At 66.1% G+C, this 13177-nt stretch carries 13 protein-coding genes; 8 read left to right on the top strand and 5 right to left on the bottom strand.

Going from position 1 to position 13177, the window contains the following annotated elements; translation table 11 throughout:
* Positions 1-9: 9 nt before the first annotated feature.
* A complete protein-coding gene (locus ACETK3_RS14065; protein ID WP_237430134.1) occupies positions 10-543 on the bottom strand; it encodes a WhiB family transcriptional regulator in 534 nt (177 codons plus the stop codon).
* 408 nt (positions 544-951) lie between these two features.
* Here ACETK3_RS14065 and ACETK3_RS14070 point away from each other — a divergent pair, with 408 nt between their 5' ends.
* Positions 952-1653, top strand: coding sequence for a TIGR03089 family protein (locus tag ACETK3_RS14070; RefSeq protein WP_236821615.1), 702 nt, complete (start codon positions 952-954; stop codon positions 1651-1653).
* Between the two features lie 10 nt (positions 1654-1663).
* Here ACETK3_RS14070 and ACETK3_RS14075 read toward each other — a convergent pair whose 3' ends face one another.
* Complete coding sequence (locus ACETK3_RS14075; RefSeq protein ID WP_236801628.1) at positions 1664-2224, bottom strand: GtrA family protein; 561 nt, start codon at positions 2222-2224, stop codon at positions 1664-1666.
* A 222-nt stretch (positions 2225-2446) separates the two neighbouring features.
* Between ACETK3_RS14075 and ACETK3_RS14080 the strand changes: the two genes are divergently transcribed.
* Genes ACETK3_RS14080 through manA form a run of 4 tightly spaced genes read left to right on the top strand, consistent with a single transcriptional unit; the run spans position 2447 to position 7133 of the window.
* The gene (locus ACETK3_RS14080; protein ID WP_237430482.1) at positions 2447-3595 is read left to right on the top strand and encodes a 5-(carboxyamino)imidazole ribonucleotide synthase; all 1149 of its coding nucleotides are present in this window, start codon (positions 2447-2449) and stop codon (positions 3593-3595) included.
* Complete coding sequence (gene purE / locus ACETK3_RS14085) at positions 3592-4173, top strand: 5-(carboxyamino)imidazole ribonucleotide mutase (RefSeq protein ID WP_236801626.1); 582 nt, start codon at positions 3592-3594, stop codon at positions 4171-4173. The genes ACETK3_RS14080 and purE overlap by 4 nt, the downstream gene beginning before the upstream one ends.
* 10 nt (positions 4174-4183) lie before the next feature.
* On the top strand, positions 4184-5833 hold the full coding sequence (locus ACETK3_RS14090) for an LCP family protein (protein WP_373993085.1): 1650 nt from the start codon (positions 4184-4186) through the stop codon (positions 5831-5833).
* A 55-nt stretch (positions 5834-5888) separates the two neighbouring features.
* Positions 5889-7133, top strand: a complete 1245-nt coding sequence (gene manA / locus ACETK3_RS14095; protein WP_373993086.1) for a mannose-6-phosphate isomerase, class I — start codon at positions 5889-5891, stop codon at positions 7131-7133.
* A 67-nt stretch (positions 7134-7200) separates the two neighbouring features.
* Here manA and ACETK3_RS14100 read toward each other — a convergent pair whose 3' ends face one another.
* Together ACETK3_RS14100 and glpX are read right to left on the bottom strand one after the other, a co-directional pair.
* Positions 7201-8256: a peptidoglycan bridge formation glycyltransferase FemA/FemB family protein gene (locus tag ACETK3_RS14100; protein ID WP_236801610.1), complete on the bottom strand. Its 1056-nt coding sequence runs from the start codon at positions 8254-8256 to the stop codon at positions 7201-7203.
* Between the two features lie 88 nt (positions 8257-8344).
* On the bottom strand, positions 8345-9367 hold the full coding sequence (glpX, locus tag ACETK3_RS14105; RefSeq protein WP_236802806.1) for a class II fructose-bisphosphatase: 1023 nt from the start codon (positions 9365-9367) through the stop codon (positions 8345-8347).
* Between the two features lie 225 nt (positions 9368-9592).
* Here glpX and ACETK3_RS14110 point away from each other — a divergent pair, with 225 nt between their 5' ends.
* The 3 genes from ACETK3_RS14110 (at position 9593) to ACETK3_RS14120 (ending at position 12413) form a co-directional block, all read left to right on the top strand.
* Positions 9593-10273, top strand: a complete 681-nt coding sequence (locus tag ACETK3_RS14110; protein WP_306969421.1) for a DUF4245 domain-containing protein — start codon at positions 9593-9595, stop codon at positions 10271-10273.
* Positions 10274-10283: 10 nt separating this feature from the next.
* On the top strand, positions 10284-10898 hold the full coding sequence (locus ACETK3_RS14115) for a carbonic anhydrase (protein WP_236801597.1): 615 nt from the start codon (positions 10284-10286) through the stop codon (positions 10896-10898).
* A gap of 87 nt (positions 10899-10985) precedes the next feature.
* A complete protein-coding gene (locus ACETK3_RS14120) occupies positions 10986-12413 on the top strand; it encodes a class II fumarate hydratase (protein WP_373993087.1) in 1428 nt (475 codons plus the stop codon).
* 289 nt (positions 12414-12702) lie between these two features.
* On the opposite strand, the gene ACETK3_RS14125 is transcribed toward ACETK3_RS14120, so the two are convergent.
* Positions 12703-13173, bottom strand: coding sequence for an NUDIX domain-containing protein (locus ACETK3_RS14125; protein WP_236801589.1), 471 nt, complete (start codon positions 13171-13173; stop codon positions 12703-12705).
* Positions 13174-13177 lie beyond the last annotated feature (4 nt).

The following is a 13177-nucleotide window of genomic DNA, read 5'->3' on the forward strand; positions in this document are numbered from 1 at the left end:
CCTGAAGAATTAGATTGCTCGCTTCCTAAGCCGCCGGCGCTCACGCTCGGAAAGGCCTCCCCAGATGCCGAACCGTTCGTCATTGGCCAGCGCGTACTCCAGGCACTGCGACCGTACGTTGCAGGCACCGCAGACCTTCTTGGCATCGCGGGTGGAGCCGCCCTTCTCAGGGAAAAAGGCTTCCGGATCCGTCTGCGCGCACAAAGCATCCGTCTGCCAGCCCAGCTCGCCCTCGTCGTCGAACTCCTGCTGCAGCGGCAGCCCGATCCACACCGGCTGGGTGGTACCGGCCGCAGCCAGCTCCATAGGCGGATCCAGGTCGTCTTCCGGCTCAGCACCGCCGTCGAGGAGGGCTTCGTGTGCCGCGAGGAACGCGGTTGCCTGGTCCTCAAGAACAGTGGTGGAGTTCTTGTTGTACCGCTCCGCAGCATCAGGATCAGCGGGGTCCACGTACCAATCGCTCGGCACCCCCCGCGCACGGTACTTTGCCGTTGCCTGACCGGCCACGACGGCATCTTCCTGGATACGCTCTGCTTGCCCCACGGCGACCCTCCTGATGGTTCAGCGACTGCCTGGATACGTGGACACTCGGTTGTGTGCCGGTATTTACGCAATTGCTTTAGTTACCTAATTACACGTGTGTAACTAGGGCGAGTCAAGCCGTTGCCGGGATAATAGACAGTCGAAGCCGGGAAATTTGCGCACGCCACGCCCGGGTTTTCCTTCCGCTCCGGCGTGGCGGAAGGGTCTGGCCCGTAATTCCCGGCAGGAAAGCCGCCAATCCCCCGTGTTAGCGGGGAAAATACCTGCTCTTCGCAGAAATAGCAAGCACACTTAGCAATGCGGGTGATTAACATCACGATCAGTTCCCCTGGCTTGGCGGCCGCGGCTGGCGCGGGCATCCAGGTAAGCCGGGCATCCAGGTAATTCGGACAGTGGCAGGATGAACGCATGACATCAATTCCCGCGCTCGAACTCACGGCCGCCCTCCGCTCCGGAAACTCCACGGCACCACGCCTGACCTGGTACGGGCCCGACTCGGAGCGGGTGGAACTGTCGGGCCGGGTCCTGGACAACTGGGTGGCCAAGACGAGCAACCTGCTGCAGGACGAACTGGATGCAGAACCGGGCATGCGGCTCCGGCTCGCACTTCCGGCCCACTGGAAAGCGCTGGTATGGGCACTGGCCGGCTGGCAGCTGGGACTGGAAACAATGCTCGACGGCGGCCAGGCGGACTTCCTTGCCACCGACAATCCCGCCGGTTCCGACGGACAGTACGACGCCGGCGTTGCCGTTGCCCTGCCGGCCCTCGCCATGCGCTGGGGCGGCGACCTTCCTGCCGGTTGGCTGGATTATGCCGCTGAGGTGCGGTCACACGGGGACGTGTTCATGCCCCACGCCGATCCTGACCCGTCGGCCCGCGCCGTGCTGACCAGCCAGGGGCGAAGTGTCCTGCATCAGGACCTGATCACCGGTTTTGCCGTGCCGCATACAGAAGGCGCCAGGCTGCATGTTCCTGCCGATGCCGGACTTGAAGCTGTACTCGCGAATGCGCTGGGCGCATGGCAGCAGGGCGGCTCCATAGTGCTGACCCATCCCGATGTGGCGATCACCGACAAACTGATGGCCGACGAACGCATCCACGGAAGCTAGCGGCCGTTGGCTAGGCCTGGGGGCCGCCGTCGGCGGGAGTCGGTGCCGGGCGTTCCGCGGCACCCGCACGCTCCTTGTGGGGGTGGGCTTCGATGATCTCGTGGTCGTGGGAGAACTCCGGTTCCTGGTCCAGTTCCTGGTTGAACACCAGGAACCGGTAGGCGAAGAAGCGCATAACCGTGGCGACCAGGATGCCAACCACGCCGGCGAGGAACAACAGGTTCTTGTTGTCGATGCCCATGCCGTACTTGGCCAGGGCGGTGAAGCCTGTAGAGATGCCAATGCCGATTCCGTTGATGATCACGAACATGATGAACTCACGGAGTACGTTGGCCTGGCGGCGGTGGCGGAAGGTCCAGAACCGGTTCGCCACCCACGAAAAGACTGTGGCCACGGTGGCTCCCACAAAGCGGGCCTTCGCCTCGCTGTCGGACATGGGGCCGTGCATCAGGTAATAGGTCAGCCCGTTATCGATGACGAACGCGACACCGCCGACCGCACCAAACTTGGCCACCTCGCGCCAGAAGAGTGAGGCGAGCCCCCGGATACGATCTGCAAGTGTGCTAAACATGACCCTCCATGGCCGTGACGAACTGTGGGCCACTCGGCCAAAGGACCATTTTAGCCCCAAAGCCTTACAGCGCCCCCCGGATGCAGGAGCCGGGTACCCCTCCCCGCGAAAATGTCCGTCCCCCACCGGGCCGCAAAAGCGTCGATCCGGCGCGTCTTCGGTAGGCTGGCATATGTGACTTTTCCAGTGATAGGCGTGGTTGGCGGCGGCCAGCTCGCGCGAATGATGGCCCCTGCCGCTACAGCACTCGGCTTTGAACTCCGCGTCCTCGCCGAAGGTGACGACGTGTCGGCGGTATCGGCAGTACCCACTACTCCAGTGGGCGACTACAAGGATCTGCAGACGCTCCTGGACTTTGCCAAGGGCCTGGACGTGATGACGTTCGACCACGAGCACGTGCCCACGGACCACCTCCGCGCCCTGCAGGAGGCCGGAGTCAACGTCCAGCCCGGACCGGACGCCCTGGTCCACGCCCAGGACAAACTGGTCATGCGTGCGGCCATCGACCGGCTGGAACTGCCGAACCCCACCTGGGCATCCGTGGCCGACGTTGACGCGCTGGTGCGCTTCGGCGATGAAACCGGTTGGCCCGTTGTCCTGAAAACCCCGCGCGGTGGATATGACGGCAAGGGCGTCAGGATCGTCGGCTCGCCGGAGGAGGCCGCCGAGGCGGCTGACTGGTTTGCCGCCATGAGTCCCCTGCTGGCCGAGGCCAAAGTGGAATTCACCCGCGAACTCTCCGCCCTCGTGGCGCGCAGCCCCGATGGCGAAGCCCGGGCCTGGCCCGTGGTCCACACCATCCAGGTGGACGGTGTTTGCGACGAGGTGATTGCTCCGGCGCTGGACATCCCGCTGGAGGTGGCGGCAGCCGCTGAGGACGCCGCACTGCGCATCGCCGCCGAACTGGACGTGACCGGCGTCCTTGCCGTGGAACTCTTCGAAACGCCGGGCACCGGAGCCGGATTCCTGATCAACGAACTGGCCATGCGGCCGCACAACACCGGCCACTGGACCCAGGACGGCTCCATCACCAGCCAGTTTGAACAGCACCTCCGTGCCGTCCTGAACCTGCCCCTGGGCGCCACCGATGCGCTGGCGCCGGTGACGGTGATGAAGAACTTCCTGGGCGGGGAAAACCAGGACTTGTACTCCGCCTACCCCATGGCACTCGCCGCCGAACCCGCCGCGAAAGTCCACTGCTACGGCAAATCTGTACGGCCGGGACGTAAGATCGGCCACGTCAACCTGGTGGGAAGTTCCACCGCGGAGGTGGGCTCGGTCCGCCGACGGGCCACGGCCGTGGCCGGCATCATCCGTGACGGGCGGGTATCCGCCGAAGAACCTGCAGCGATTTTCGAGGAGAAGGCATGAGCGCCGACAGCACCCCCGCCGCATCCGGCACCAGCCCGCTGGTGGGCCTGGTCATGGGCTCCGACTCGGACTGGCCGGTCATGGAGGCCGCGGCGGACGCCCTGGCCGAGTTCGGCATCCCGTTCGAAGCGGACGTGGTCTCAGCCCACCGGATGCCCACGGAAATGATCCGGTACGGCCAGACGGCGCACGAACGCGGCCTGCGGGTCATCATCGCCGGCGCCGGCGGTGCCGCCCACCTGCCCGGCATGCTCGCCAGCGTCACGCCGCTTCCCGTCATCGGCGTGCCGGTCCCCCTTAAGACCCTGGACGGGATGGACTCCCTCTTGTCCATCGTCCAGATGCCCGCCGGGGTGCCGGTGGCGACGGTCTCCATCGCCGGCGCGCGGAACGCCGGGCTCCTGGCCGTTCGGATGCTCGCGTCGGGTACCGACGAGCTCGCTGCCTCCCTCCGCGCTGACCTCCTCGACTTCGCCGCGGACCTCAACGCCGTTGCCGCCCGCAAGGGCGCAAACCTGCGACAGAAAGTAAGCGAAGTCTTCCCGGACGGCTCCGGCGCCCTTCGGGGCAGCCGTTAGGGCGGCGGGCATGGCCAGCAGCAGCAGCGTGCTCAACACCGGGCCCGGGGCGTCCCTGACAGACCCCGTCCGCTACCCGGTCAGCGCTTCCTCTCCGGTCCGTACCAAGCGCGCCTTCGTGCTGGTCCTGTTGACGCTCCTGGTACCGGGCAGCGCGCAGCTAGTTGCGGGCGACCGGAAGCTGGGGCGGACGGCGCTGCGCATCACGCTCTGTGTGTGGGCCATCCTGCTGCTGGCGGCGGTCCTGCTGTTGCTGGACCGGAGCATGGTCATCAGCATTGTCACAAATCCGGTCACGTCGCTGGTGCTGGTGGTCCTGTTGGCCGCGCTGGCCCTCGGCTGGGCATTGCTGTTCCTCAACACCCTGAGGCTGATCCGCCCCGTCCTGCTGGCACCGAAAGCGCGCCCCGCCGTCGGCATCGCCCTGGTGGTTGCCCTGGTCCTGGGCAGCGGCTCCATGGGTTACGCCGCCTACCTGCTGAACGTGGGACGCAACGCCATCGGCAATATCTTCTCGTCCGGCCCGGCCATCAAGCCGGTGGACGGCCGCTACAACTTCCTTATGATGGGTGGCGACGCAGGTGATGACCGCACCGGCCGCCGGCCGGACAGCCTCTCGGTGCTGAGCGTGGATGCTGAGACCGGCCAGACCGCCATCATTTCCGTCCCCAGGAACTTCCAGAACGCGCAGTTCAGCGAGGGCTCCCCCATGCGCGCCCTCTACCCCGACGGCTACAACTGCGGCGACGAATGCCTCATCAACGCCATCAACACAGAGGTCACCAACGAGCACGCCAACCTTTACCCCGGCGTGGCGGACCCAGGCGCACAAGCAACCATGGAGGCCGTCTCCGGCACGCTCGGCATGCAAATCCAGTCGTACGTCCTGGTTGACATGCAGGGCTTCTCCACGCTGATCAATGCCATGGGCGGCATCCGGATCAAGGCGGGCGGGTGGGTTCCCATGAGCGGGTACTTCGACGAAACCACCAAGACCCACGGGATGCCCCTCGGCTGGATCCCGGCCGGCGACCAGACCCTCAACGGGGACCAGGCGCTCTGGTACGGACGCTCGCGCGAATACGTTGATGACTACTCCCGCATCCAGCGCCAGCAGTGCGTGCAGCAGGCCATGCTGAAGCAGCTCGATCCCACTACCCTGCTGTCCAAGTTCGAGGACATTGCCAGCGCGGGAACCAAGGTGGTGGAATCCAACGTCTCCTCCGCCCAGCTGGGCAGCTTCCTGGACCTCGCCATCAAGGCACGGGGCAAGGACGTCAAACGGCTCACCATCGGGCCGCCGGACTTTGACCCGTCCTTTTCCACCAACCCGGACTTCGACCAGATCCACGAGCGGGTGGACCAATTGCTGGCGCAGGCATCCGCCAAGGGCGCACAGTCGGCAGGAATTCCCGACGACGGCACGGCAGTTCCAGGGGCAGGCGACGGACATGTCCAGGCGGCCGGGCCCGTGCCCGCCACCCTGCCCACGGGCGGCAACGCCGTGCAGCAGCCCTCGCCGTCGGACTTCACCCCGGTGACCACCACGCCCGACGGCGAGCCAATCACCGAAGAGATGCTCACCCAGCTCAAGCTCGAAGGAAATGAAGAGGCCATCCGCCAGCTCGTGGCCACCAACGGACAGTGCCGCCCGCTTTAGCGGCAATGGCGGCCGGCCCATCATCAATGCCCATCCACCAAGGAACGGAACGGTTTTGTACGAGATTGAGAACGTCCTCCGGGACTACGCCTGGGGTTCGACGACGGCCATCGCCTCGCTGCTGGGCCGTCCCGAGTCGGGTGGCCCGGAGGCCGAACTGTGGATCGGCGCGCACCCTGACTCGCCGTCGGTGGCCCACGTGCCGGAAGACGGCACCCGGAGCCCCCTCGATGCCCTGATCTCATCGGACCCGGAACACTTCCTGGGCGCGGAATCCGTCAACGCCTTCGGCCCCCGGCTGCCGTTCCTGGCCAAGATCCTTGCCGCCGCGCAGCCCCTCTCCCTCCAGGTCCACCCGAGCCTTGACCAGGCGCGGGCAGGGTTCGCGCGGGAGAACGCCGCCGGGCTGGATGCCCATGCCGCGAACCGTAACTACAAGGACGACAACCACAAGCCGGAGATGATTCTCGCGCTTACTCCGTTCGAGGCGCTGTGCGGGTTCCGGCCCGCCGCCGAAACCCGGGAGATCTTCGAGTACATCACCCACGCCTTCCCCGAGGAAACCTCCTCCCCCGCGCTGGTCCAGGCCCTGATTGACGATCTCGCCGCCGCGGACGAAGGCGCAGGACTGCGCCGGGCCTTCGAGCGGCTGATCACTGGCGGCCAGGGCGTGGCTGAAGATACTGCCCTGGTGGTCGAAGCCCTGCTGTCGCGCGCTTCCCTGGAGCCGTACCAGGCCGAGCTGGGCACGGTCATCAGCCTTAACGAAAAGTACCCGGGCGACCCCGGCGTGCTGATCTCGCTGCTGTTGAACCGGATCTCGCTGACGCCCGGGGAGGCTGTCTACCTCCCCGCCGGGAACGTGCACGCCTACCTGCACGGGCTGGGTGTGGAGGTCATGGCCTCCTCGGACAACGTCCTGCGCGGGGGCCTGACGCCCAAGTACGTGGACGTCCCGGAACTCCTGAACACCATCGATTTCCACCCAGTGGCAGTGCCCATGCTGGACGCCCAGAAGACGGTGATGGACCAGGAACTGTTCCGCGCCCCGTTCAAGGAGTTCCAGCTGCAGCGCATCGAGCTGGGGCCGGACTCGGGACCCGTACCCCTGGCGCAGTCCGGCGCCGCGGTGGTCATTGTGGTGGCCGGCGAGGTGTACCTTGACTCACCCAGGGGCGACCTGCAGCTGTCCAGGGGCCGGAGCGCGTTCATCGCGGCCGCGGAAGCCCCCGTCAACGTCCACTGGGTGGCCGGAAGCGCCGAGCCGGCGCTGGCCTTCGCGGTGACCACCGGACTCTAGCCCCGGGAAAGAAGGGCGACGACGGCACCCAAGCGGGTGCCGGCGTCGCCCTTCTTTCCTGGCTCAGTCAGTTGCCCGGGCGCAATTTCCGGACCAGCGGGCCGACCCGTCCGGCCGCGCCTTTCAGTAGTTGGCGACCCTTCTGGAGGCCCTTGCGCGCCAGCGGCATGGCCTTGGCGTATGCGGGGTAGAAGGGCGAGAGCGGCTTTTCCCAGGTCCCCAGCAGCATGTTTTCGTGCCTGGCGAACTGCTTCTTGAAGTCGGAGATGCCGTCGTTGAGCAGGCCGTTGAAGTCGTACCGGCTGCAGCCGTCCTCGCGCATGGACTGCAGGGCAGCCCACTTTACGCCGTAATTCACGCGCTGTTTCTGCCCCTCGGCGGAGACGCCGCCGTAAAGTTCGAAGGCGGTGGTGCCGCTGCGCGACAGCCACGTGAACGCCAGCAGCTGTTCGCCGTCGAACGCTCCGATGATGGGCGAGGCGTCACCGAGGTTGTGGAAGATGTCGCGGTAGTACTGGTCCTCATGGATGCCGAAGCCCGCCCGCTCGGCGGTCTGGTGGTAGATGGCCAGGACCTGTTCCAGCTCGGAATCGTTCTTGACCTTGCGGAATTCCACGTCGCTGCGCATCGACTTGCGGATGTTGGCCCGCGTGGACTTGGACATCTCCGCCATCAGTTCGTCATCGGTCCGGGTGAGGTCCAGGATGAGCGTTCGCGGGATCAGCACCGTGTTGGTGGACTCCCTGAATCCGGCAGCGGCCACGGCACCGGCGAAAGCGGAGTCCCGGTCCCAGTCCGGTTCGATGCTGAGGGCCACGCCCCGGTGCCGGAGGGCAGCGTGTTCGGCCAGCCGGTTGAGGACCACCTGGGCATCTTCGACGGAGCACATGGGGCCGCGCGGAATGTAGACCAGTGCCCGGAATGGGACGGGAAGGCTGCGGACCAGCAGCTGGGCGGCACCGATGGTTTCATCCCCGGCCTTGACCAGGACCCGGTCCACGGACCAGCCGTGCGCCGCCTTGGTCTCGCCCCAGCCCCACAGCTGCTGCGGATGCCCCTGGAACCGGTCAACGTGCTCGTCCCAAAGGGCGCGGTCAGTACAGGGCACAACAGCAGGAATCATGGCTTAAACCCTATACCAAGGCATTAACGGCAAAACCCCGGATGCGCGCGCGGCGCCCCGGGGCTTTGCGAACCTGCACCGACGGGAATCAGCTCTTGCGGGCGTAGTTCTCCCACTTGCTGGCCTGGTGCTCGCCGTCAACGAAGCGGATGGTGCCGGACTTGGAGCGCATCACGATGGACTGGGTCAGGACCTTGTCCTTGGAGTAGCGGACGCCCTTGAGCAGGTCGCCGTCGGTGATGCCGGTGGCCGCGAAGTAGCAGTTGTCGCTGGAGACGAGGTCGTTGGTGGACAGCACGCGTTCCAGGTCGTGGCCGGCGTCGATGGCCTTCTGCTTCTCTTCGTCGCTGGTGGGCCACAGGCGGCCCTGGATGACGCCGCCCAGGGACTTGATGGCGCAGGCGGCCACGATGCCCTCGGGGGTTCCGCCGATGCCCATCAGCGCGTCCACGCCGGTTCCGGAGCGGGCTGCGGCGATGGCGCCGGCAACGTCGCCGTCCATGATGAACTTGGTGCGTGCACCGGCTTCGCGGATTTCCTCCACCAGCGGGCGGTGGCGGTCGCGGTCAAGGATCATGACGTTCAGCTGGTTGACCTTGACGCCCTTGGCCTTGGCAATCAGGTGCAGGTTCTGCTTGACCGGCAGGCGCAGGTCCACCATGTCCGCGGCTTCGGGGCCGGTGACCAGCTTCTCCATGTAGAACACGGCCGAGGGATCGAACATGGAGCCGCGTTCGGCAACGGCCAGGACGGCCAGCGCGTTGTTGATGCCCAGGGCGGTCAGGCGTGTTCCGTCGATCGGGTCAACAGCCACATCCACTTCGGGGCCGGTGCCGTCGCCCACGCGCTCTCCGTTGAACAGCATGGGGGCTTCGTCCTTTTCGCCCTCGCCAATCACCACGACGCCGTTGAAGTGGACGGTTTGCAGGAAGGAACGCATGGCATCGACGGCTGCGCCGTCAGCGGTGTTCTTGTCGCCGAAGCCAACCCAGTGGCCGCCGGCGATGGCGGCCGCCTCGGTGACGCGGACGAGTTCAAGGGCAAGGTTGCGGTCCGGCTCGTCGTGGCCCACCGCAAGGGACGGTGAAATCGTGGAGTACTTCTGGGTCATGGACGCTGGTGACACGTGAACCTCTTCTTCGAGTGGCGATCATTGAACCCGCCCGCCGGTGCAGCAGAACGGTGATTCCTCTGCTATCGATCATAGTCGCGGCGCCTCGCCATGGGCGGCCCATGACGCGGTCCCGCAATGTACCTCTGGAGGTGGTGCCGGGCCGCGGCCGGGCCCGAATGGAAGTCCGGCTCAGGGATGGGCGACTATAGAGGGGTGAACGACATGCAGGAAGCCACCAGTCCCAGCTCCGGCGAGGCACAGCCCGAAGGCCGCCCCGCCGCTTCCGGCAGCAGTGCGGAAACTCCCGTCAAGCCCGTCATTCCGGCGGCGGCCGCCAAGCGGGCCAACGCCTCGGTGATCGGCATGATCATCGCCCTGGTGCTCAGCATTGCGGCGTTCCTGCCCGTGGTCCTGATGAATCCCCAGCCCAAGGGCGAGGGCTTCCGGCCGGACGTCGATGTTGCATCGGTGGCGCGGAATGCGGCAGATGTGGCTGGATTCACACCCGTTGCGCCGGACACCGGCAACGCGTTCCGTGCGAACTACGCCCGGTGGGAGGGCGGAACGGCCAGTGGCGTGCCCACGTGGGAGGTTGGCTACCTGACCCCCAAGGCGTCCTTTATCGGATTGGTGCAGACCACCAAGGCCAACCCCACCTGGCTCCTACAGCAGACCAAGAATGCACCCGTCACCGGCTCGCGGAACGCCGGCGGCAAGGAGTGGGAACTGCGGGATACCGGCAAGGGCGAAAAGTCGATGATCCTGAACTACAAGGGCAGCACCGTCGTCCTCTCCGGGGCCGCCCAACTGGACGAGTTCGCAACACTGGCGGCCGCCGTCGTGGCCTCCCTTGACGCCAACCCTGCCGTCACAGTTTCACCGTCCGCCACTGCCGCGCCTTAATGTAGTAAGCATGGCTACTAACCTCACCCCTGCACTGGCATGGCGCCGCCTGCGCGAAGGCAACGAACGTTTCGTAAACGGCGAGTCCTCCCATCCGAACCAGAACGCCTCACGGCGCTCCTCACTGGTGGAGACCCAGAACCCCTTCGCGGTGATCTTCGGCTGCTCCGACTCCCGCCTTGCGGCTGAAATCATTTTCGACGTCGGCTTGGGCGACGTCTTCGTGGTCCGCACGGCCGGGCAAGTAATTGACGACGCCGTCCTGGGCTCCCTGGAATACAGCGTCGCCGTGCTGGGGGTGCCGCTGATCGTGGTGCTTGGGCACGACAACTGCGGTGCCGTCACGGCCACCAAGGACGCCGTTGAGACCGGCGAGATGCCGGCGGGATTCATCCGCGACCTCGTGGAACGCATCACCCCCTCCGTCCTCACCTCCCTGCGGAACAACCAGCCCGAGGTCAACGACATGGTGGTGGAGAACGTCAAGCAGATGTCGCAGCGCCTCGCGGACAGCTCGCGTGTGATTTCCACCGCAATCGAGGAGGGCCGGACCGCAGTCATCGGTCTCTCCTACCGCCTGGCAGAGGGCCGCGCCGACCTTGTTTCCGGAATCGGCGAGCTCTAAAAGCAACTTGCCGGCGGTCCAACGGGCCGCCGGCAATGCACCCTTAACGGTTTTCGATGGGGCGCCCGATCGCCATAAGCTAGCCCCATGACTTCCACTGAAGAGTTCCGCATTGAACATGACACGATGGGCGAAGTCCGCGTCCCCGTGAACGCACTGTACCGCGCGCAGACGCAGCGGGCAGTGGAGAACTTCCCTATTTCCGGCAAGACCCTGGAGCGCACCCACATCGAGGCGCTGGCCCGGGTCAAGAAGGCAGCTGCCCAGGCCAACGCAGAACTGGGCGTGCTCGACGGCGAGCTGGCCAAGGCGATTGCAGACGCTGCCGATGAGGTGGCCGCCGGCAAGTACGACGGCGACTTCCCCATCGACGTCTTCCAGACCGGCTCCGGCACCTCCTCGAACATGAACACCAACGAGGTCATCGCCGAGCTGGCCACGCGTGCACTGAAGGCGGCCGGCAGCGACAAGGTTGTCCACCCGAACGACCACGTCAACGCCTCGCAGTCCTCCAACGACGTGTTCCCCACCTCGGTCCACGTTGCGGCCACCTCCGCGCTGATCAACGACCTCATCCCCGCCCTCGGCTACCTGGCCGAGTCGCTGGAGCGCAAGGCCGCCGAGTTCAAGGACGTCGTCAAGTCCGGCCGCACCCACCTCATGGACGCCACCCCGGTGACCCTGGGCCAGGAGTTCGGCGGCTACGCGGCCCAGGTCCGCTACGGCATCGAGCGCATTAACGCCTCACTCCCCCGCGTTGCCGAGGTTCCGCTGGGCGGCACCGCCGTAGGCACCGGCATCAACACCCCCGCCGGCTTCCCGGAGCGCGTCATCGAACTGCTCGCCACGGACACCGGCCTGCCGCTGACCGAGGCCCGCGACCACTTCGAGGCCCAGGCCAACCGCGACGGCCTGATCGAGGCATCCAGCCAGCTGCGCAACATCGCCATCTCCTTCATGAAGATCAACAACGACCTTCGCTGGATGGGTTCGGGCCCCAACACGGGCCTTGGCGAAATCGCCCTCCCGGACCTGCAGCCCGGTTCGTCCATCATGCCCGGAAAGGTCAACCCGGTCATCTGCGAGGCCTCCATCATGGTGGCCGCCCAGGTCATCGGCAACGACACCACCATCGCCTGGTCGGGCACCAACGGCGCCTTCGAACTCAACGTCGGCATCCCGGTGATGGCCGCCAACCTGCTGGAGTCCATCCGCCTGCTGGCCAACACCAGCCGGGTCATGGCGGACAAGATGATCGATGGCATCACGGCCAACGTGGAGCGCGCCCGCTTCCTGGCCGAGGCATCGCCGTCCATCGTCACGCCGCTGAACAAGTACATCGGCTACGAGAACGCCGCCAAGATCGCCAAGACCGCCGTCAAGGAAGGCCTGACCATCCGCCAGGCCACCGAGAAGCTGGGCTTCGTCGGCGACGGCGAAGGCAAGGTCTCCGAAGCCGACCTGGAGAAGGCGCTGGACGTCACCACCATGACGTCCCCGGCCCACAAGGCCTGACGTCCCCCGGCACAACCGGCTAACGCTCGACGGCGGCCGGTCACCTTTCGAACGGAAGGTGGCCGGCCGCCGTCGCACTTTAACTCAGAAGCAGCAAAGTTGCACTGGCCCAGGCGTCGAGCTGGTTTCCCAGGGCCGCTGACCGCCGTCGGACACTTGTCCTGGCCGCTGCCGGGCTGGCTGCCGGCACTTGCCACTCACCGGCGGCAGCCAAGAAGACCAACACGGTGGCCGCAATTTTTTTTGGGGGGGGGTGCGGCGCCCCTGTTTCATTTGCGCCCGGGAGTCCCTACGGTTCGAAGTGGACGGCCCCGGAAGGTGCCAGGGCCTGGCGGATGCTGGTGAGGTGTCCGGGCATGAGTTCGGGAAGCTCGTCCGGGCCGAACCAGCCGACGGCCAGGGATTCGTCGTCGTTGACCCTGGCCTCGCCGGTGACGTAGCGGCACAGGAACACCACGTCCAGGAACTCGCAGACATCGCCGTTGGGATAGGTGAACGGACCCACCGCGCCGACCGACACCACGCGTTCGGCTTCGGCCACGACGGCCGTTTCCTCAAAGATCTCCCGGACCAGGCCCCGGGCAGGCTGCTCTCCCGGGTCCAGCATGCCGCTGATGAGTGCCCACTGCCGGTTGTCCGCCCGCTGGGCCAGCAGGATCCTGCCCGCATCATCCACCACTACCCCGCGGACCCCGGGAACCCAAAGGGGGTCGTTGCCGATCTTCTTGCGCAGCTTCAGGACATATTCGGGTGCAGGCATAACC

Source organism: Arthrobacter sp. E44 (assembly GCF_041877125.1).
In the GTDB taxonomy this organism is placed as follows: domain Bacteria; phylum Actinomycetota; class Actinomycetes; order Actinomycetales; family Micrococcaceae; genus Arthrobacter.

Coding starts and splice junctions, on each gene's coding strand:
- ACETK3_RS14080 (WP_237430482.1), top strand. CDS start 2,447: ATGATGGCCCCTGCCGCTACAGCACTCGGCTTTGAACTCCGCGTCCTC.
- ACETK3_RS14100 (WP_236801610.1), bottom strand. CDS start 8,256: ATGATTCCTGCTGTTGTGCCCTGTACTGACCGCGCCCTTTGGGACGAG.
- ACETK3_RS14125 (WP_236801589.1), bottom strand. CDS start 13,173: ATGCCTGCACCCGAATATGTCCTGAAGCTGCGCAAGAAGATCGGCAAC.
- purE (WP_236801626.1), top strand. CDS start 3,592: ATGAGCGCCGACAGCACCCCCGCCGCATCCGGCACCAGCCCGCTGGTG.
- glpX (WP_236802806.1), bottom strand. CDS start 9,367: ATGACCCAGAAGTACTCCACGATTTCACCGTCCCTTGCGGTGGGCCAC.
- ACETK3_RS14070 (WP_236821615.1), top strand. CDS start 952: ATGACATCAATTCCCGCGCTCGAACTCACGGCCGCCCTCCGCTCCGGA.
- ACETK3_RS14120 (WP_373993087.1), top strand. CDS start 10,986: ATGACTTCCACTGAAGAGTTCCGCATTGAACATGACACGATGGGCGAA.
- ACETK3_RS14075 (WP_236801628.1), bottom strand. CDS start 2,224: ATGTTTAGCACACTTGCAGATCGTATCCGGGGGCTCGCCTCACTCTTC.
- ACETK3_RS14115 (WP_236801597.1), top strand. CDS start 10,284: ATGGCTACTAACCTCACCCCTGCACTGGCATGGCGCCGCCTGCGCGAA.
- ACETK3_RS14090 (WP_373993085.1), top strand. CDS start 4,184: ATGGCCAGCAGCAGCAGCGTGCTCAACACCGGGCCCGGGGCGTCCCTG.
- ACETK3_RS14110 (WP_306969421.1), top strand. CDS start 9,593: ATGCAGGAAGCCACCAGTCCCAGCTCCGGCGAGGCACAGCCCGAAGGC.